This window comes from Niabella ginsenosidivorans (assembly GCF_001654455.1).
Taxonomy (GTDB): Bacteria; Bacteroidota; Bacteroidia; order Chitinophagales; family Chitinophagaceae; genus Niabella; species Niabella ginsenosidivorans.
On the sequence record NZ_CP015772.1, the window covers coordinates 2,681,071 to 2,701,401 of the forward strand.

General features: G+C 43.4%; 16 protein-coding genes. 3 read left to right on the forward strand and 13 right to left on the reverse strand.

From position 1 onward, the window contains the following. Nucleotides 1–16: 16 nt before the first annotated feature. The 3 genes from A8C56_RS11180 to A8C56_RS11190 all read right to left on the reverse strand — a co-directional run bounded on the left by A8C56_RS11180 (nucleotide 17) and on the right by A8C56_RS11190 (nucleotide 6,061). Nucleotides 17–2,449, reverse strand: coding sequence for an ABC transporter permease (locus A8C56_RS11180; RefSeq protein WP_067755835.1), 2,433 nt, complete (start codon nucleotides 2,447–2,449; stop codon nucleotides 17–19). Nucleotides 2,450–2,726: 277 nt separating this feature from the next. After that, a complete protein-coding gene (locus tag A8C56_RS11185) occupies nucleotides 2,727–5,105 on the reverse strand; it encodes an ABC transporter permease (protein ID WP_067755838.1) in 2,379 nt (792 codons plus the stop codon). A gap of 278 nt (nucleotides 5,106–5,383) precedes the next feature. Then, nucleotides 5,384–6,061, reverse strand: a complete 678-nt coding sequence (locus A8C56_RS11190; protein WP_067761912.1) for an ABC transporter ATP-binding protein — start codon at nucleotides 6,059–6,061, stop codon at nucleotides 5,384–5,386. A 231-nt stretch (nucleotides 6,062–6,292) separates the two neighbouring features. Here A8C56_RS11190 and A8C56_RS11195 point away from each other — a divergent pair, with 231 nt between their 5' ends. Beyond that, nucleotides 6,293–6,592 (forward strand): four helix bundle protein, encoded by a 300-nt coding sequence (locus A8C56_RS11195; protein ID WP_218917278.1) that lies wholly within the window; start codon nucleotides 6,293–6,295, stop codon nucleotides 6,590–6,592. A gap of 81 nt (nucleotides 6,593–6,673) precedes the next feature. Here A8C56_RS11195 and A8C56_RS11200 read toward each other — a convergent pair whose 3' ends face one another. From A8C56_RS11200 to A8C56_RS11210, 3 genes are all read right to left on the reverse strand, one after another. Continuing rightward, entirely contained in the window at nucleotides 6,674–7,927 is a 1,254-nt protein-coding gene (locus A8C56_RS11200) for an efflux RND transporter periplasmic adaptor subunit (RefSeq protein ID WP_067755842.1), read from the reverse strand. A 14-nt stretch (nucleotides 7,928–7,941) separates the two neighbouring features. After that, on the reverse strand, nucleotides 7,942–8,319 hold the full coding sequence (locus A8C56_RS11205; protein ID WP_067755845.1) for a hypothetical protein: 378 nt from the start codon (nucleotides 8,317–8,319) through the stop codon (nucleotides 7,942–7,944). Between the two features lie 346 nt (nucleotides 8,320–8,665). After that, the gene (locus A8C56_RS11210) at nucleotides 8,666–9,112 is read right to left on the reverse strand and encodes a hypothetical protein (protein ID WP_067755848.1); all 447 of its coding nucleotides are present in this window, start codon (nucleotides 9,110–9,112) and stop codon (nucleotides 8,666–8,668) included. Nucleotides 9,113–9,331: 219 nt separating this feature from the next. Here A8C56_RS11210 and A8C56_RS11215 point away from each other — a divergent pair, with 219 nt between their 5' ends. After that, nucleotides 9,332–10,681, forward strand: a complete 1,350-nt coding sequence (locus tag A8C56_RS11215; protein WP_067755851.1) for a sigma-54-dependent transcriptional regulator — start codon at nucleotides 9,332–9,334, stop codon at nucleotides 10,679–10,681. Then, the gene (locus A8C56_RS11220; RefSeq protein ID WP_067755854.1) at nucleotides 10,668–12,005 is read left to right on the forward strand and encodes a sensor histidine kinase; all 1,338 of its coding nucleotides are present in this window, start codon (nucleotides 10,668–10,670) and stop codon (nucleotides 12,003–12,005) included. Before A8C56_RS11215 ends, A8C56_RS11220 begins: the two co-directional genes overlap by 14 nt. Before the next feature lie 8 nt (nucleotides 12,006–12,013). Here the strand turns inward: A8C56_RS11220 and A8C56_RS11225 are convergent, their stop codons facing one another. From A8C56_RS11225 to A8C56_RS11255, 7 genes are all read right to left on the reverse strand, one after another. Next, entirely contained in the window at nucleotides 12,014–12,964 is a 951-nt protein-coding gene (locus tag A8C56_RS11225) for a DUF4421 family protein (RefSeq protein WP_169818772.1), read from the reverse strand. A gap of 27 nt (nucleotides 12,965–12,991) precedes the next feature. Next, entirely contained in the window at nucleotides 12,992–13,657 is a 666-nt protein-coding gene (locus A8C56_RS11230) for an AcvB/VirJ family lysyl-phosphatidylglycerol hydrolase (RefSeq protein WP_067755860.1), read from the reverse strand. Between the two features lie 20 nt (nucleotides 13,658–13,677). After that, the gene (locus tag A8C56_RS11235; protein WP_067755863.1) at nucleotides 13,678–16,269 is read right to left on the reverse strand and encodes a phosphatidylglycerol lysyltransferase domain-containing protein; all 2,592 of its coding nucleotides are present in this window, start codon (nucleotides 16,267–16,269) and stop codon (nucleotides 13,678–13,680) included. Between the two features lie 15 nt (nucleotides 16,270–16,284). After that, nucleotides 16,285–16,869, reverse strand: a complete 585-nt coding sequence (locus tag A8C56_RS11240) for a hypothetical protein (RefSeq protein ID WP_067755864.1) — start codon at nucleotides 16,867–16,869, stop codon at nucleotides 16,285–16,287. Nucleotides 16,870–17,325: 456 nt separating this feature from the next. Beyond that, nucleotides 17,326–17,565 (reverse strand): hypothetical protein, encoded by a 240-nt coding sequence (locus tag A8C56_RS11245; protein WP_067755866.1) that lies wholly within the window; start codon nucleotides 17,563–17,565, stop codon nucleotides 17,326–17,328. A gap of 124 nt (nucleotides 17,566–17,689) precedes the next feature. Further along, nucleotides 17,690–19,948, reverse strand: coding sequence for a response regulator (locus A8C56_RS11250; RefSeq protein ID WP_245645854.1), 2,259 nt, complete (start codon nucleotides 19,946–19,948; stop codon nucleotides 17,690–17,692). Nucleotides 19,949–20,035: 87 nt separating this feature from the next. Beyond that, nucleotides 20,036–20,269, reverse strand: a complete 234-nt coding sequence (locus tag A8C56_RS11255) for a hypothetical protein (RefSeq protein WP_067755868.1) — start codon at nucleotides 20,267–20,269, stop codon at nucleotides 20,036–20,038. Between the last annotated feature and the right edge of the window lie 62 nt (nucleotides 20,270–20,331).

A 20,331-nucleotide genomic window follows, 5' to 3' on the forward strand; every position in this document is an offset into this window, starting at 1 on the left:
ATATTTAACGCTCTTCTTACTCCGTTCGTAAGCTTCTTGCAGGATTACGTAATGCGGCCTTTACTGCCTGAGCGCTTACCGTAACCAGTGCGATCATTAAAGCGCCTAAACCGGCAGCAGCAAATATCCACCAGGTCAGTTCCGTTCTGTAAGCAAAGTCCTGCAGCCATCTGTTCATAAAATAACCGCCAGGCGGTGCTGCAATGATAAATGCAATAAGCACCAGTTTCAGGAAGTCTTTGCTTAATAACCGTACAATGCCCGATGTACTGGCTCCCAGCACCTTTCTTATACCAATCTCCCTCGTTTTTTGCTCCGCGATAAATGTTGCCAGTCCAAACAGACCCAGGCAGGCAATAAATATTGACAGCGATGAAAACAGGATGGCTATTGTACCCGTCCTGGTCTCCGTCCGGTACATATTGTTAAACGATTCATCCAGGAAATGATAACTAAAAGGCATACCCGGTGCCAGCTTTTCCCACGCATTTTTTACCTGCGCAATCAGCCCCGGGATATCGGAAGTGTTGATTCTGAATGCAGCGGTGTACGGATTGTAATTCAGAAACAGGCCCAATGGCCCGATATTGCTGTGCAGTGATTCATAATTAAAGTTTTTTACAACACCAATCACATGATACTTTGTAATCCGGCCTTCATTATCCGATGCAAAAACATTTTTACCGATCACATTTCCACTGCCCAGGAATTTCGCCGCGGCTTCATTGATAATGATGGCGGTGGAATCTGCGCCATAATCTTTTGAAAAGTCTCTGCCCGCCACAATCTGCATACCAAGCGTTGCAATATAATCATAGTCAACATTCCAGTTTTGCATACTAAACCCGTTTTGCGGTGTCATAACCGCTTCCGTGGAATAAGTATTATCACCCCGGAACGAATTGGAGACCGGCAGGTAACCGCTGTACGTTCCTTTACTTACACCGGATAATTTCAGCACTTCATTTTTAAATGCCGCTGCATTACTGCCCAGAGTGCCGGTATTATTGATCACCAGTACATGATCTTTTGCATACCCGATATTCTTTGTTTGTATATAATGCAGCTGCCGGTAAACGACAACCGTTGCGATGATGAGCAGGATGGAAGTGGCAAACTGAAAAACAACCAGCACGCTTCTCAGGCTGCCGCTTTTCGTGCCCGGTTTCAGGGTGCCTTTTAAAACTTCTATAGGCTTAAATCCTGATAAAAAGAAAGCCGGGTAACTGCCCGCCAAAAGCCCTACAATTACCGGTAGTAACAATAGCGCGCCTGCAAATGGCGATGATAATAGCGCCGATAAGCGCAATTGCTTTGCTGACAGGTCATTAAAAACGCCCAGCACGGCATAGTCAATTATAACAGCCAGAATCAGCGCCAGGAATACCATCAGCACCGTTTCAAATAAAAACTGCATAACCAGTCGTATTCTTTCGGTGCCCAGTACCTTTCTTATACCCACTTCCCGTGCACGGTTGGCAGACCGCGCCGTAGTAAGATTCATAAAATTGATACAGGCTATGAACAGGATAAATAAGGCCACTGCGCTGAAGATGTACACATACTGGATATTTCCGGCCGGCATTATTTCATTTTCCCGGTTGCTCTTTAAATGAATACCGGTTAAGGGTATCAGAGAATAGGCCAGCTTATTGCCTGTCTTTTCAAACTCTTCAAGACTGTTTATATTCATAAACTTCCTTGCATAGGGTATAGCGTATTTTCTTGTATAATCCGTAAAGTTTTTCTCAAAAACCCTATAATCCGTACCTTCTTTTAGCAACAGGTAGGTGTAAAAATTGTGGCTGGTTACGGCACCCCAGTTATAATCCACGTTCTTCATACTAAAGAAAAGATCAAAGTGGAAATGGCTGTTTGCCGGGATGTCCTTTATCACTGCCGTTATCTTAAAAGGCACCAGCGATCCCTGCTTTTTTACCTGTAGGATTTTACCCAGCACATTTGTACTTCCAAAATACCGGTTTGCCGCAGCCGCTGTAACCACCACCGTATTCGGTTCATCCAATGCATGTCTGGTGCCCCCGGCTATAACCGGTAAGGGAAATATGTTAAAGAAAGTTGAGTCCACGCTGGCCACACTTTTTTCGTTTATATACTGATTTCCCTTTTTGATCAGACCCGGGCCATCAGAGGTATAGATCCTGGTGTATTCCTCCACCTGGGGATAATCTTTTTTCAGCAAGGGCCCCATCATATCCGAGGTCTGCGCCATTTTCCGGTATTCATCGCCAAAGCGGAAATCCGTATTGATCCGGTAAATACGATCTGCGTTGGGATAAAAACGGTCATACCCTGTTTCATCGGCTACATAGAGCGCAATCAATAAAAAACAGGCAAGACCGATCGCAAGTCCTATGACATTGATAACTGAATACGTCTTATTCTTAACAATGTTTCTCCACGCTGTTTTTATATAATTACTGATCATTGATTCGAGATTTGAGTTTCGAGATTTCAGATATTCGTCATTGTCATCATTGATTACTGATCATATTTAGTTATTAACTATCAGTATGTAACACGCCCTCCCCATTCATTATTGGATTAACAATTATCATTTTATATTCTCAATTATATATTCTACGTTCTATATTTACTATCTCTCCACTTTTTCATTTCATATTTCTTATTCCTTATTTCTTATTTCGTATTTCGTATTTCGTATTTCGTATTCTTCATCCCGCCTTGCGGAATCTGCACATTACTCACTCTGCCCGCAATGCTCCCACCGGGTTTACCAATGCCGCTTTTATACTTTGATAACTTACTGTTATTAATGCTATGCCTGCAGTTAATGCGCCTGCAATAGCAAACAGCCACCCGTTCATGTTAATTTTATATACATAATCCTGCAGCCAGCTATTCATTGCCCACCACGCTACGGGAAAGGCGATTAAGAAAGCAAGTGCTACCGGCTTTAAAAAATTTACTGACAGTAATTTCATAATACTTGATGAAGAGGCGCCCAGTACTTTACGTATACCAATCTCTTTAGTACGCTGTTCAGCCGTAAACGTTGCCAGGCCAAACAGGCCAAGGCAGGATATAAATATGGCAAGAAATGCAAAAAGGTTAGCGAGCTTGCTGATCACCGCTTCACTTTTATACAATTTCGCATATTCAAGATCGGAGAATTGATATGTAAACGGGAATGCCGGGTTCAATTGCCTGCATAGCTGTTGCAGGAAGGTCAGGGCTTCATTTGTTCTGCCTGCTTTAATACGTACAAATATGGTTCCCCAGCTCCAGTTTTCATCCAGCCGGATAATCAGCGGCTCAATACGCTCATGCAAAGAACTGAAATGAAAATCTTTAATTACCCCAATGATGTGGCCTTCATGGCTACCCCAGCTAATCGTTTTACCAACAGGGTCCTTAAAACCAATCTTATTAACGGCCGTTTCATTTAACAGGAACCCAACAGAATCCGTTCCATAGTCTTTTGAAAAATCGCGGCCCGACAGCAGCTGAAGATTCATTGTCTTTACAAAATCGTACCCCACAACCGCATCGGCAAACGGCACTGTTAAGTTGGGGTCCTTACCAGGCCAGCTGATATCTAAAAAGTGATGGGATATACCTGTTGGTGAATTGCGCATTTTGGAAATATTCACAATAGCCGGATCTGCCAGGGACCTTTGTTTAAAGAGCTCAAAATTTTTAACAAGATCTCCTTCTATAGGAATATAGATAAGGTTGCCCCGATCATATCCTAAATTTTTCGTTTGAATATAGTTGAGCTGTTTATACACCACCATCATAGCAATTACCAGAAACGCGCTCATCGCAAATTGAAAAACCACTAATGCTTTCCTGAAAAAAGTAGCGCTCCAGCTAAACTTTAAGCTTCCCTTTAAAACGCGCACCGGTTTTAGCGATGAAAGGAACAGCGCAGGATAGCTTCCTGCCACAGCTCCTGTAACAATGATTAGACCAAGTATACTTAGCCAGAAAGCGGGCTGGCCGAACGGAAGGGTCAACTGTTTGCCCGTAAGCCCATTAAATGCAGGCAGGGCAAGCACTGTAAGCAGCACGGCAATTATAATAGAAAAAAAAGCAAGCAGCATCACCTCGCCCATAAACCGGGCAATCAAAGTTGAACGTAAGGCTCCGATAACTTTTCTTATACCTACTTCTTTTGCACGTTTGGCAGAACGCGCCGTTGCCAGATTCATGAAATTGATGCAGGCGATCAGCAAAACAAATACGGCAATAATACTGAAAAGGTGCACATACTCTATTCTTCCCCCATCCAGGTAGCCATCTTTAAAATTGGAGTGAAGGTATTTTTCAGTGAACGGCTGCAATGCCAGCTCCATAATAAAGCTCTTATTCTTTTGCTGGTAATTATAAAGAAAGCTTTTGATCTTATCCTGCACTTTGGCAGCATCAGCATCCGGTCTTAATTGTATAAACGTTTGCGGGCTTGTGTTGCTCCAGTTATGTACCCAATTGTTTTGCTTTACAAAATCAGCCCATGTTCTTAAAAAATCAAACTGCAATGACGACCCGTGGGGCACATTATCAAATACAGCTGAAACTTTTAAATCTTCCTTATTGTCAAACCGGATTATTTTATTAACAGCATCGGATGCATCTCCAAAAAAATATTCAGCCATGTATTTTGACAGGGCGATTGTATTAGGTTCATTTAGCGCAGTTGCGGCATTGCCCTGCAATAAGGGGTAGCTGAACATTTTGAAAAAATCCTCGCCCGCAAAAGCGCCGCTCATCTTTGTTATTTTTTTCCCGGCTTCAAACGTATTGCTGCTCCCCGGCGGTGCTGCAAATTCAAAGCCGCTTTCATACTGAACTTCAGGAACGGTCTTTTTTAATTCCTGGGCCAGGAGGCCCTGTGTGTTATAGCTGGCATCCACCTTTCCATCAAAATAATTACGTTCATATACCTGGTATAAGAAACTGCCGTTTTTATGGAAGGCATCAACATTTTTTTCATCATTTACCCAAAGCATGATCAGCAAGCTGCAAGCCAGGCCTAAGGCGAGGCCCATAATATTGATAACGGAGAAGCCCTTTCCGCGAATGATGCCCCGCCATGCTATTTTTATATAATTTCTGAACATAGAATTGAAATTTCAGGTTTAAGGCATGGGACGTGAGGTATTCAGATTTTAGACGTTAGATGCCAGGCCTCGCTGTCAGTGATCAGTCGTAAGTTTCCGGTTCCGATTGCTATGGGAGTCAGCGTCAACGATCAACCACATTCAGCCTCCACTTGCTATGCACTTTTCACTGTTCCCTATGCACCCTTTTTACATTCCAAATTCATCATTCTACCTTTTACATTTCCGCGTTCTCCTTTCTCATTTTTTATTTCTTATTTATGATTCCCTGTTTCCTGCTACACCAGAATATTCTCTGTAACCGTATGCCCGTCCAGCATACGGATAATGCGATGGCTGTAACGTGCATCATGCTCACTATGCGTAACCATTACAATAGTCGTTCCTGCTTCATTCAGATCCGTAAGCATCTGCATTACTTCGTTGCCATTGGTGCTGTCCAGGTTTCCTGTAGGCTCATCCGCCAAAATGAGCCTGGGCCTGTTCACTACCGCCCTTGCAACTGCCACACGCTGTTGCTGACCACCGGAAAGCTGCTGCGGAAAGTGGTTCCGGCGGTGCATGATCTGCACTTTCTCCAGCACCTCATCGACCCTGGCCTTCCGGTCCGATTTTTTTACACCGGCATACATCAGCGGCAGCTCTACATTTTCAAAAACGGTCAGCTCATCAATCAGATTAAAGCTCTGGAATACAAACCCTATATTCTTTTTGCGCATATCCGCGCGCTTGCGTTCATTAAACCTCGCTACTTCTACCCCGTTAAATAAAAAGCTGCCGGCATCAGGGTCGTCCAGCAGGCCCAGGATGTTCAGCAAGGTAGACTTTCCACAGCCGGAAGGCCCCATTACGGCTACAAACTCACCCTCCTTTACATCAAAGGACAAATCATTCAAAGCTATCGTTTCCACTTCTTCCGTACGATAGATCTTCTCAAGATTGGTAATCTTGATCATATAAGGCGTCGCTGTTTTAGCAGGTGCTGCCTGGGTATTTTCGGGTTCGGGTATTGTATTTACTGGATCCATATATATGGGTTTGAGTTGAGATTTGAATAATCAGATGTTAGAGTTATTAGTCATCAGTTTTCAGTAAGAGCTATACCGGGTTGTTAATTACTATTATTTTTCATAATTCTAATTTATTAATAATCTAAAAAAAACACTATCCAAGATTTTACCAGATTAGTGATATGGCAAAGAAGCCATCTGCTCACATTAAATATTTACCGCATCAGTAAAAAATTTCCCAAAGTGGAAAGTATGGCGCTGACTTACCAAATAGGGAAAGCTGCTTATTCCATACCAACCAATATAGCAGGAGGTTGTGAAAGAAAAACAACCCCTCAATTAAAGAGCTTCCTGAACATTGCTGCAGGTTCTGCTGCTGAACTTCACTACCAACTTATTTTATTTAAAGATCTTTTATATCTACCTCGCGCTATTTCTGAAGAGCTAATCCAGGAAATTCTAGAAATCAAAAAATGATTTATAGTTTTATGGATAAGCTTTAATACAAGTTTTCAGTTATTAGTAATCAGTTTTTAACAACAACTGATAACTGGTTACTCACTTCTTCAAAACCAGCTCCTGCATATCCCCGTAGTTCTCATAACTGCTGGTAATTACTTTATCACCGGGTTGCAGTCCTTTCAGCACTTCATAATAATCGGGGTTCTGGCGTCCCAGCTGCACTTCAGCCCGGTAAGCCGTTTTGCCGTCATCACTTATTTTAAACACCCAGTTTCCCCCTGTTTGCTGATAGAAGCCGCCTTTAGCTAAAAGCACTGCAGTGGTCTCGTCGCTCAGCGCCAGGCTGATAGACAGGGTCTGGCCGCGGCGGATATCTTTTGGTACATTGCCCACAAATTCCATATCTACCTGAAAACGCCCGTTTGTTACCTGGGTATATATTTTTTTAACACGCAGCTGGTACGATTTTCCCGCTATGGTCACATCTCCCATCAAACCGTTAAATATGCGGGAAATATAATGCTCATCAATATCCACCCGTACCTTATATCCTGTCAGCACATCAATCTGACCCAGGCGCTCGCCTTTATTTTTTGACTGGCCGATCTCAGCATCCAGCGAAGTCAGCTGCCCGTCTACAGGTGCCCTCAGGATCAGGTCTCCTACTTTACGACCATACAGATCCAGGGCCTTCTGAGAGCTGCTGAACGACTGCGATGCCTGTTTTGTCTGCAACTCGTTAGACTGCTCATCCTGCTTAATAATCCTTGCTGCCAGGTCTCTTTTTTTCAGCTTATAATAATAATCGTTCTCCGCCTGCTGAAATTCCTGCTTTCCAATGGCCTTATTCTGGTACAGGTATTTATCCATATTATAAACGCGTTCCGCTTCTTTCAGCTGGCTTTCGGCATCGGTCATCTGGTTCAGGTTGTTCACGGTATTTTGTTGTGCGGTCACTTTAGCCAGTTGTACCTGCGCCAGGGTTGTATATACATACGATTGCTGCCCTACCAGGCTTAGCTCCAGGTCGGTGTTGCTCAGTCTCAGAATAGGTTCTCCTTTTTTCATCATGGCCCCGTCCTCTACATATTTTTCTTCAACCCGGCCTCCTTCCATTGCATCCAGGTAAATAGTGCTGGCGGGCATTACAATTCCGTTTACGGGAATATATTCTTTAAAAGGTGCTTTTTTAACCTCACTGATTGTAATACGTTCGGTATCCACGTTCAGTTTGCTTTTACCGCTCGCCATTACAATGCTGAATATAATCAGCAGCACCAGGGCTGTAATGCCGGCAATGGTCCAGATCCGTTTTTTGTTCCAGAACTTCTTTTCAATAACTCTGTCCACGATTGGTCTTTTTATTATTTGATTCCGTATTGAATGTCAAACCTGCCAGAAGCATTATTACCGCTGAATGTTACTGTATAGGATTGGTTAGAAGGCAGTGCCAGCTCATTGCTGACCCGCTGGTCAACCTGCTCCTCCACCAGCACTTTGTTGCCGGAACTGACCAGCATCTTTAAATACCCTGATCCTTTCTCCACATTATAAGCAACATAGCCCCGTCCTTCCCCCTTCAGATCCATCCTGAATTTCTGTTTCCCGGTCAGGTTGGTGAACCCGGCAGAATGGTGCCCTGGTGTGTCTGCCCCCTGCCATGCATTGGCAGTAACGCCCGTATACCGGTTGCAGGCGCTCAGACAAAAAACAAAAACGATACAAATACTTATTTTCTTCATTACATGCTATTGCTTCTGTTATCTATCCCTTAACAATATGCCAATTTGATAAAAATATACAAATCAACACATTGGGCAATTAAACGCTAACTTTTTCGTCCGCTACCGCACAGAAACTGTCCGGTTTTGATACAGTTGTTGGTTGTAAGAGGCCAGAGCAATGAGAAGCAATCAGTTATGAATCAAACTTTCGCAGACCTGAGCCATTTCAATCCCGTTGCTCATTTCTCATTCCGATTCCGAGTTATCGGGACTATCGGGCCTCATTTTTTAAAAAAATGGAGCAACCAAGACTAATCGCTCCGTGAATTATACATGAGAAGCTTTTGGATCGGTTTAATGGAAGTTACAGATCTCCCCTGTCATAAATACGCTTTTGGATGATGCCGCCATCGGAATCTACCACAACATTGAACATTTTTTTATGGTCCAGTAAAACAATGTAATAAGATACATCATTATTTTTTGAAAATTCGGTTACGCCCATGATCTCTTTATTTTCAAACGCTTTCTTTACGCTGTAGCGGATGTTTACCGGAAGATCTTCTTCCTTATAGTAACGAAGCATGGACACCAGCTTTCCATTATTATCAATAACGACCCTCATCCGGATCGTGTTCAAATTAAAGCTGGCTTCATTTTGTTTGCCTGTTATTCTCCAGCTTACGTCAGCGGCTTCTGAAAATACCTGGTGGAATGTTTCCAGTGCCTTTGCACTGACTGCCGGCTCATCGTTTGCGGCGTTCACACTTACTGTTATAAAAGCGGCTACAATAAGAATTAACTTTTTCATTGTTATAAAATTTAAAGTTTTAAAAATTTATTTGTTTGAAACCATACATTGAAATGCCGTGCCATAAAAACAAAACATTCATTCATAAATAGTTATAATTTTGCCGGTCAAAAAATCTGCTTAAAAGCGAACACTGGATGTCTGTTTTTGATACACTTGCAAAAAAATAATCCGGATAATTTGTTTTACCACATTCTCTGTGCATTTTTGTGTACAATTATGCTTTTAAAAGACGCTTCCATATTAATTGTTGATGATGATCCTGATGTATTAACAGCAGCCCGTTTGTTGCTGAAATCACAGGCAAAAGAAGTAATGACCGAAAAAAATCCTGAGAACCTGCGCTCCCTTTTTTTGAAGAAGGATTTTGACCTGGTGCTGATGGACATGAACTTCAACAGCACGATCAATACCGGTAACGAGGGGTTATACTGGCTGCGAAAAATAAGAGAGCTGGGCTCCAAAGCTTCGATCATTATGATCACGGCATACGGAGACATTGATCTTGCCGTACGGTCATTAAAAGAAGGCGCTTCGGATTTTATGCTGAAGCCCTGGCAGAACGATCAGCTCATTCAGAATGTAAAAGACCTGCTGAAAAAACGAACGGTAAAATCCGTACAGCAGGTAAACACCAGCGGTAGCGGATTGCTGGGCCAATCTGAAGCCATACTGGATGTGCTGAAAAAAATAGAAAAAATAGCGCCTACAGATGCAAATATCCTGATCCTGGGTGAGAATGGTACCGGCAAGGATCTTGCGGCGCATGCCATACACCAGCAATCATTAAGGGCTGGCAGGCCCTTTATCAAAACCGATGTAGGCTCTTTAACAGAAAGCCTTTTTGAAAGTGAACTGTTCGGGCACACCAAAGGCGCATTTACAGATGCGCGTGAAGAACGTACGGGGCGATTTGAGGCGGCAAACGGAGGTACTTTATTCCTGGATGAGATTGGCAATATCACACTGCATCAGCAGGCCCGTTTGTTAACAGTGTTGCAGAACAGGCAGGTTACCAAACTGGGGGCGCATCAACCTGTGCCGGTCGATATTCGCCTCATCTGCGCCACCAATGTACCCTTGGAAGAACTGGCAGATGAAAAACGTTTCAGAAAGGATTTGATTTACCGCATCAATACAGTAGAGATCATGCTGCCCCCGCTCAGGAAAAGAACGGGAGACATTGAGCTGCTGGCCAGGCATTTTGTAAAACAATATGGTGAAAAGTATTTTAAACCAGGTCTTGGGCTGGATAAAAAATCCATCGAAAAACTGAATCAGTATCATTTTCCCGGTAATGTGCGGGAACTGCAGTATGCTATTGAACGGGCGGTTATTATGAGCGATGGCGAAAGTATACAGCCGGCGGACATTGTTTTTTCACCTATTGAAACCAGGGGGGCAGAAATAACAAAAACGCCCGACTCCATCAACCTGAATACCCTGGAAAAAAATGCCATCCTCCTTGCTATTGAAAAGAACAAAGGGAACATTACAAAAGCCGCCAAAGAACTGGGCCTTACAAGAACAGCTCTTTACCGCAGGTTGAACAAATATGATATTGAGTAAAAAACGAAGGGAATTAGTGGCCGGGCTCTTAGGGCTGCTGGTTACCACGGCAGCTATTGCCTGGTGTTTGCTGCACCGGCAATGGTGGGGCGCCATAGCCTGCGCTCTTTTATGGATCTATCTGTTCGTTCTTATTATTAACAGTGCCGAAAAAACAGATAAAATCGTGCTGGAATTTGTAGAAGCGGTGAAGTATAATGATTTCAGCAAAAGCTACAATACCGCCCAGTCTTCCGGCGACATGAAAAAGCTTCTTATAGGGCTGAACTCGATCACGGACCGCTTTAAAGCGCTGAACAAGGAACGAAAAGCAGAGAACATTTATCTGCAGACCATTTTAGAAACGGTAGGCATCGGCATCATTTCTTTTGATGATAATACAGGGAATATTAACTGGATGAATGAATCCTTTAAAAAAATAACCGATATCCCCTACTTCAGAAATATCGGCGCACTGGAAAAAAGGAACCCCGATTTTTTGAACCTGCTGTTAAAGCTGGAGCCGGGTCAGACAGAGGTTTTTAATTTTAAAAAGGGAATGCTGGATGAAAAGCTGCTGGCTACCGCAGCGCTTTTTGCAACCAACGGGAAAACCGACAAATTAATATCGCTTCAGAATGTTAAGGAAACACTGGATGAAAATGAATCCATTGCCTGGCAGAAACTGCTCAACGTGATGACGCATGAGATCATGAATTCTGTTGCACCCATTTCATCACTTGCTGATACTTTAAAAAAACAACTGGAGCCAGGCGAAAATGAAGCCCCGCCGGTTATTGAGCCGGAAGACCTGAAACTGGGCCTGGAAACCATAAAGAAAAGAAGCGAAGGGCTGCAGCGCTTTGCCATCACTTACCGCAACCTGAATAAGATCACCAAACCGGTGCTGAAAAAAGTGCTGGCAAGCGATATATTTGACAACCTTCAAAACCTGATGCAGCCAACGCTGGATCAGAAAAGCATTGAACTGGATGTGATTTTAAAAGATCCGTTCTTAAGCATCCATGTTGATACCAGCCTGATAGAGCAGGTGCTCATTAACCTGATGACCAATGCCATTGAGGCAGTAAGAACCAGCGCCCGCCCGCGTATTATCCTGTCTGCATTTATGGATGCCGATAAGGCCTGCATAAAGGTAGCAGACAATGGTATGGGTGTTCCCCCGGATATTGCCGACCAGATCTTTATTCCCTTCTTCAGCACCCGTAAAAACGGTAACGGGATCGGGCTAAGCCTTTGCAAGCAGATAATGATCCTTCATAAAGGAAGCATCCAGATGAAAAGCAAGGAAGGGGAAGGCACTGTATTCCTGCTGCACTTTTAAGCCTGCCATTACAGGATACCCAGTATTTTTTTTGGAAGCGAATGAAAACGGTACCCCACCGTAACGGACAGCCCATTGCCCAGTGCATTTAATTTTTTAACGATCAGGTTGGTTTGCTCGTACTGGATGTACGCATTCAGATAACCATAAAAAATACGGCCGCTGTAGCCTGCGTTCATCCAGGCCTGTAGCTCAAACACGGGCTTTAATGGGTTATCATTATTAACTTCTTTCAGCGCCCCGGCCATAGCCGTTACAGCCGGTGATATGATCCACCGGCCGTTCCGGATGGAAAAATTATAATTGTACCCGGCTCCCAGGGTCATGCTGATCCATTGAGGATCTGATGATAGCAATTTATAGGTAAGCGAATCTTTGATCAGGGCATTACTGGGGTTTACCCAGTTAATCCGTTGCCATTGCGGGGTTGCTGCAAAAATAAGGCCGCCGGCGGATCTCAGCTGCCGCTCAGCAAAAGAACTACCTGCTTTATAGGAATATTTACTGGTATTGGTAAAATACATGAATTTAAGCCCCGCGTCATAATAACGCATGTCCCGGAAGGCATCATATTCCCGGCGCTCCTTTCCTCTCTGCAGAAGTAACCCGTTATAATAATTATAATAGGGAATAAAACTCATATCGGGACGGTTGTACCGGAATGAGAACGACGTATGTTTTAAATGTACATTCCTGTCGAGCTCTGTTCCTGGTATTCCCCACGAATACTGAACAGCCACCCATTTATAATTCAGGTACAACCCTGTATAGGCATTGGTGTTTGCAGCAAGCATAAAGCTGCTGGGGCGCTTACCAAATCCACGGAAATCAAACTTTGCGGAATAGTTCCCCATGTTCCATTCCGCCACATTACTCCGTTCGTATTTCCTTATAAAGCTGCTGTCACGTAAGTCCTGGGCAGCAATATCCAACACCACCCCAGTCAAACAAAAAAACAAGAAGAATCTTTTAAAAAAAAATTGCATTTAAAAATACTTCTGTACAGTTTTTGCCAGGAAGTCCGTATCCCCGTCAAAATGGTGCCCTCCTCTCAACACTTCATTCTTAAAATTTTTAAGGGTCACCAGTCTTACCGGGAAGTCTTTGTCATCAGCCGCCATAATTATAGCGGTTCTGGAATTGCCCAGCTTATTGATTTCGGCAACAACATCCATTCCCCTCTTCTTTGCCTTTCCCCACATATCGGCAATATGAATTTCAAAATCAGTAGATGCGGAGGGGGCCATCAGCACAGTACCAACCAGGTATTTTTTTACAGCAACCGGTAACCGGTTGACGATAAACGGGGCCACGTCTGCCCCGAATGAATAGCCGATCAGGATTATTTGCCGGTTCGGTCTTCCTTTGACGGCAGCATCAAGATAAGCTGTAAGATCAGCGGCAGCCTGTTCCGGTGTTTTTTTTGACCAGAAATATGAGCGCGCGTTAATAGCTGCAATTGTATATCCGTCTTTATTGATTGCCGTGCAAAAACTGTTTGTAAAGCTATTAAAACCACCATCGCCGCTGATATATACCACCAGGGGCTTTTTATTATTGCCATTCCAGTTTTTTACCGGCAGCTCCTGGGCTTCAGTTATCCGGCCCCATAACGTAAAAACAACAATCAGAAAAAGGTTCACCGCTTTCATAAAGATTTTATTTGGGTTATTTAAGGCTTCATTGCTTTTTTGAGTGCCCCGGGTATCTGCAACAGGTCAAAATCATTGCTAAAGATCATGTATTTATTCTCCCAGATGGTAGCGTATTTTTCTTTAAAGTCCCTTAGTGTTTTATAATGTTTAAAGCTGCCGATCCTTGCCGACGCATATTTTATGATCTGTTCTGCGGGGTTATCCGGCTCCGTGATCCCGTTTAGGGGGATCATGCCCAGGTTCAGGTATTTATAATTCCTTTCTTTGGCAAATTCCACAAGCTTTACAATCATCGCGTCCATACAACCACCCGGTGCATCCAGGCGCTTCCGGATCAGGTCATAGGTGCACTCATCAGGGGTATAATCCCTGATAATGGTGAGAAAAGACTGCACTGCGTCCCTGTCATCTTTTACAATAATCACATCCAGGCCGCGTATTTCCTCAGGGTCAAACATTCCCTGAGAAAAAACCATTTCTTTTTTCTCAAACTTGTCCAGCCATTCATCTGAAATATCCTGCAATTCATCTACAAACACAGCGCTATGTGGCGCTGTTACCAGTTCTGTACGGTATCCCTTCTTTTGCAGGCTGTTCAGCCCGTTGCGTAACGATTTCCTGTCTTTACCCTCAAGCGTGAATTTTTCTATTTCCATTATGGCTTCCTGGCCGATAAAGATTTTCATCTTTTTCAGGTGCTCAAAATAAAAGAGACTGCTTTCATCCACCCGGTAGTAAACAGTTTTCAATCCTTTTTGCCGGCAAAAACGTTCAAACTCTTCAATAACCTCTGCTTTATCTTCTGCGGCGCAGACCGGTTCTTCTAAAACAGCCGCAAAGCCATTGGCCACGCGGTAAGCAACAAACCCATCTGTAAGATTAGAAAAGAAAAGCTGTTTATCGGGAGTTACTTTAAAATAATCAACAGCAGAGCGTCCGTGCTCCTCTAACAGTTCCCTGGCCAGTTCTGCTTCCGTTCTTGCACCGGAACCATGATCGCTAAAGATCCTCGGCCGCAGCAATGAATAGATCAGCAGCAGCCAGGAGCAAACCCCCAGGAATTTTGTTATATTAATAAAATCACGACCGAAATTCGTTTTGGGCACCAGTTCATCATCTGAAAAAAGCAAAAAGCTTTTTAAAGTATAATAGATGGATTGATGCCAGTTAAAATCAATTCCGAAATGACGCTTATCTATAAAATAAAAGCTCAGGAAATCAAAAATGCAAACAGAGGTAAGCGTTATGAAAAAGGTTATAAAGCCGATGCGTATCCATTTAGGATTGGCTTTTATACGATACTGCCTGCTGTTAGAGATTAAGAGGGCCAGTATAAAAAGGGCAAAAAGGCTTTCTTCATAGTCGAGCGCCTTGGCCATATTGCCGATAATAGAAAGCCCTGTAAACACCAATGCCGCGATCCAGGCAGCCCGCAAACCTTTTATAAGATACGCAGAGGTGACCAGTAGCGCTATTCCAAGTACCAGGACCATCAATTTGGATGCATGGATCGCTTCTACCGGTAAATAATACCGATCCAGCTTCATACGTTCCGCAAGCGGTGGTGTTGCTACTGAAATAATATTGATAATACCCAGGATAAAGATGGCCACGGCCGGAACGATCCTTGCCACCAGTTGGCGCCCCCGCCATATAAAGGCAAACAGCCCGAACAATAAAGGGAGCCAGAACTCAAAAAGACGATACAATAAGGTCACGCTCAGCCCCTGGTTATGCGTATACCCATACCCCATAAAGATGTAGATCATTGTAAACTCCACAGCGCCCAGGCCACGTAAAAAGGGAGAAATGATCATTAGCACTACTGATAGGGTGTACCCTACAGCAGCCACTTCAAACGAGGGCGACACATTCAGCGCGTACATGCTTATAAATACATGGGCGATGCCGCACAACTCAATGCCCAATGAAAGCAGGATGGTGATCAGCAGGTGCTTTTTGTTAACATCTCCAGAAAAGATTTCATCAATAGCGCCTGTAACAGAGGGGATTTTTTTAGCAATCCATTTGTACAGGTCGCCTTTTGCTCTGAAGGCCAAGGTTAGAAAAAAGACCGCTCCAAGAATAAGCCCCAGTATAATAAGAGATATCCAGGCATTTCCGAAATTGCGATTCTCCCATAGCGTGTAAATAATGATGGGAATGCCAATAATAAAAACGGTCAGCAAGCCTACATACCCGTAAATGGCGCTGGCCTGGTGGATCTGTGTGGCATTCAGATTCCTTTTTCTTAACTGGGTGGTTGTATAGGCCAGGGAACTGATTCCTCCTGCCGGCAGGAAGACGCTCAGGAAGTTGCGTTTAAGGAACAGCTCCACAGCATCACTTAACCGGAGCCTCATGCCCATTGCCTTAAAACTATGCACATACATTAACGCCTGTAATAATACATATATACCACAGACCAGCAGGCCTGAAATAACCCATAGCTGATCGGCGGCGTGTAACCGGGGTATGATGGACTTCAGCTCTTTACGCTCGCTTCTAAAAAACACAAAGGCTAAAAGGATCACAAAAACGGCCAGGATCTCCTTCCAGTAGGTCTTTGGGGAGAAACGCCTGATGCCCTTTAGAATCCGCTCTTTCATACAGATTTTGGTTTATTATTTAAGGCGGTAAACATAGCCCAATTTTGCTGTTAATCCATGCGGATTCACATCTAAATTGTTAAAGGAAAGATGAAATCCTTTTAACCCTGCTTCTGCAAATACACCTGATAGTACCGAAAAATAATAATGGGTATCAATACCTGCAAATCCATTAAAACCGTGTTCATTTATATAATACCTCGTACCGGGATGATCCTGGAATTCCTTATAATAATTTATAAAGCCAAGCCCTTCCTGTAAATGCAAATTGGGTACCCAATTTCCCGGAGCCGGGCATTTATAATATTCACTGAAATAAAAAGGGAAAAAATACAGATGATACAAATTCCATCTGTTATCATTATGTGTTGAAGCGTTCGAGTATTCCATCCCGGCGCCCAGTTCCCATTTTGACCCCAGCCCCTGGTGATAGGCAGCGCTGAGGCCCGGAAAACTATTTCCGTGCGTACTGTATAAATTTTCAATGTTCACCCGGAAACTGCTGCCGGTCTGTGCCTGCCCGTAATGAGCTGTAAACAGTGTAATGACAAGAGCAATGCATACTTTCCCTCTGAGCCCTGCACCAAAAAATAATTGCATAATCAAAAATACAGCAAAAAAACAACCCCATAGAATGGGGTTGACTCTGCATGTAACCTTTAACCAAAACCTATTACTTCAATTCAATTGTTCAATATTTTGTCTGGCAGTAAACAGAGCGTTAAAGGATGTCTGCCATTAACACTATAAAAATATTTCATAATCAGCGGTACTAAACAAAGCAATAGACTAAACGGCAAAAACAATCGGTGAATCCGTTCTATTGCCTTTTGAAAAAAGACAGCCGGGCTCTTTAGCAAGGTAATAAAAGTGACTGTATCAAAAGTCGTCATTTCGAGCGAAACATAGTGTAGCCGAGAAATCTTATATATTGTTTCACGTTGATTACGAGATATCTCTGTTCCGCTTCGATATGACGATTTCTTTCTTTTGATACAGCCTCAATAAAAAGCCCCCGCAAAGCGGGGGCTAACAATCAAAACTCAAAACGTATTATTACTTCTTGTTCTCTTTGTAACGCTTATCCGGTGTACCGTCTTTTTTCACATGCTTATTCTCTTTATACCTTTTGTCCGGAGTGCCGTCTTTCTTTACATGCGCCGTATTGGCAGCAGCGGTTGCCTTCTTTGAGGTTTGGGCAGTTGCCGGTTTTGTTTGTGCAGGCGCAGTTGTTTGCGCATGCGTGGCCAGGCTAAAACTGATAAAAGTAAGGATGGCGATAAAAAGTTTTTTCATTGTTGTAATATTTTAGGTAATAAGGTAAACTGTTTCTATAAAGCTATTAAAAAACAGGGCTGTTTCAAAGCAGCAATAGCCCAGCAGGCAAAAACAATCGATGAAATAGCAAATCCTGTTTATCTTACAAATATCGCCGGCTGTAATAGGCTTTTGCTTCAGCCAGGGCACCATTACAGGTATGCTGAAGTGAACGAAAAACGGATCGTATCGTTGAAAGCGCTTCCTCCTGCTCAAGCGCTTCCAGATAAGGATAGGTTTCTTCATCAAGCCCTATAACGGCCACGGTTGTTTTTAAGCTATGCGCGGTTTTCCTGATCGCTGCAAAATCCCCGTTTTGAATGGCCGCATCCAGGCGGTCCAGTTCCCGGGGGAGCAGCTCAAGGAATTGTTCAAAAACCTCTTTTTCATAGGCACTGTTGCCCATACTGATCGCTGAAAGATATTCAAGCTTAAGGAATTGAAACGAGTGGGCCGGAACGGGCAGCTCATTCTCTGAAAGCAGCTGTGCCTCTCCCCCTTCCTGTTCTAAATAATGGAATACGATCTTTTTCAGTTCCTGTTCCCGTATGGGCTTTGCAATATAATCATTCATACCGGCTTCAATACAGCGTTCTCTTTGCCCCGGCAGGGCATCCGCCGTCATGGCAATCACAGGCAGCTCATTTTTTAATTCGTTCCTTATGATACCCGTTGCCGTATAGCCATCCATTCCGGGCATTTGGATATCCATTAAAACAAGGTCAAACTTCTCCGTTTTTAAACAGGTAATGGCTTCTGTGCCGTTTGATACCGTATCAAACCGGATACACCAGCCTTTCAGCAATTGCTGCAATAACAGCCGGTTCAGTTCATTATCTTCCACAATCAACACTTTTCCGGCCGGCAGGCCCCGCTGATGCACTATGTTATCTGAAAAAGGTTCTTCAACCGGTTCTTTCCCTTTGGTCGTTATTTTAAAAGGCAATTGCAGGGTAAAAGACGAGCCCTGTTGCTCCCTGCTGTAAACCTCAATAGCCCCGTTCATTAAATGTACCAGGTCCTTAACAATTGAAAGCCCCAGGCCTGTGCCGCCATACTTCCTGGTAATGCTGCCATCACTTTGCTGGAAACGGTCAAAAACGGCAGCTGTCTCATTTTCCGTCATGCCAATGCCGGTATCCCTTACCACAAACTGCAACAAAACCGCTTCATTCTCTTTGTTCACAACGGCCACCTCAATATGTACAAAACCTTTATCAGTAAACTTAATAGCATTCCCTACCAGGTTTACCATTACCTGTATCAGGCGCGCCTCATCGCCCAGCAAAAAACGGGGCACTTCCTCATCAATTGCGACAATAAAGTCCAGCCCTTTTTCAATGCATTGCCGGCTGTAGATGGCTTTTATATCGGAAAAGGTATGCCGGATCTCAAAGGGAGCTGCTTTCACCACCATCATGCCAGCCTCAATCTTTGAAATATCCAGAATATTATTGACGATCTGCAGCAGGTTTTCTCCGGCTTTATGGATCAAAGCCGTATAATCTGCCACCTGTCGGGAAGCTTTTTCTTTTTTCAGCAAACCGGTAAAACCCAGTATTGCATTTAACGGGGTGCGTATTTCATGGCTCATATTTGCCAGAAAATTTTCTTTAACACGTGCCAGTTGCCGGGCATGCATTTCGGATACATTCAACTGGTGGATCAGGCGTTGTTGCTCTATGATCTTATAAGAGATGTATCCAAACACAAAAAGGGCGCTGATAGCCGCAAGGATTGCCAGGATGGTACCAAATGTTTTGGCTTTTACCCCGCTTTTATCAGCATTCCGGATCAGGTCGGTGACCTTTACCTGGTAACGTTCATCTATACGGTTGGACAGGATGCGGATAGAATCTGTAAGCTGCTGCTCTTCCTGGTTATTGATCATCTTTTCTGCGGAATCTTTGCCGTCTCCTGAAAAGGTGCGCAACACTTCAGTGTTCAGGCTTATTTTCCTGTTTACCAGCTGCCTTAATTGCTGTATGCCGGAACCAATTGTCTGGTCGGTTTCAAAGGAATCCAGTGCTTCAAAGGAGCGGTTGATCTGGTTTACCTGTTGCCGGAAACGCCCATCCTGCAGATCTGCCCCCCGTATCACAATGCTTTTTGCCTCGGTTTCCAGTTGTTCCACATTTTTCTGAATCTGCTGCAGCTCTGTCTTCACCTTTAGCAGGCTCATCAGATCTTCATTCCCGTTAATGAGCTCATTAATACTCCTGCTGGAATTAAATTGCAGGAAAACAATGACAGTGATCGCTGTTATAAATGCGGCTACCAGTATATAACGAAAAGAAGACTTCATCAGGAATATAATTCCCTTCAAACGTACATTAAATTTTTCATTCTTTTTTTTGTCCAAAAGATGGATGAAAAGTTTAATGACAGTTCTTCCTGGCTAAAAACAATAAAATTTTCAGGAGAAAAATAAAGCGAAAGCAGGAATTTATCAGTAATCGTCGTGATGGTTGGCTGTAGCATTCCAGAATAGTTTTATAAATACGACCACATCTGCTACAATTAAAAGTGCAAAAAGGGAAATGAACAGCCCGTTTTTTATTACATATAGCTGGTACAGCAACCCGTAAATGAACGCAATCAGCATGACCGCTGCGGCTACCATCCATATAATATTCCTGCTGTTCACCGGTATATTGTATTCCTTTGTAAATAAAAATACCAACTCCTTTAATTATATAAACCGTCCAATCGCCGAATCGGCAATAACAATCGTTCAATACCGGG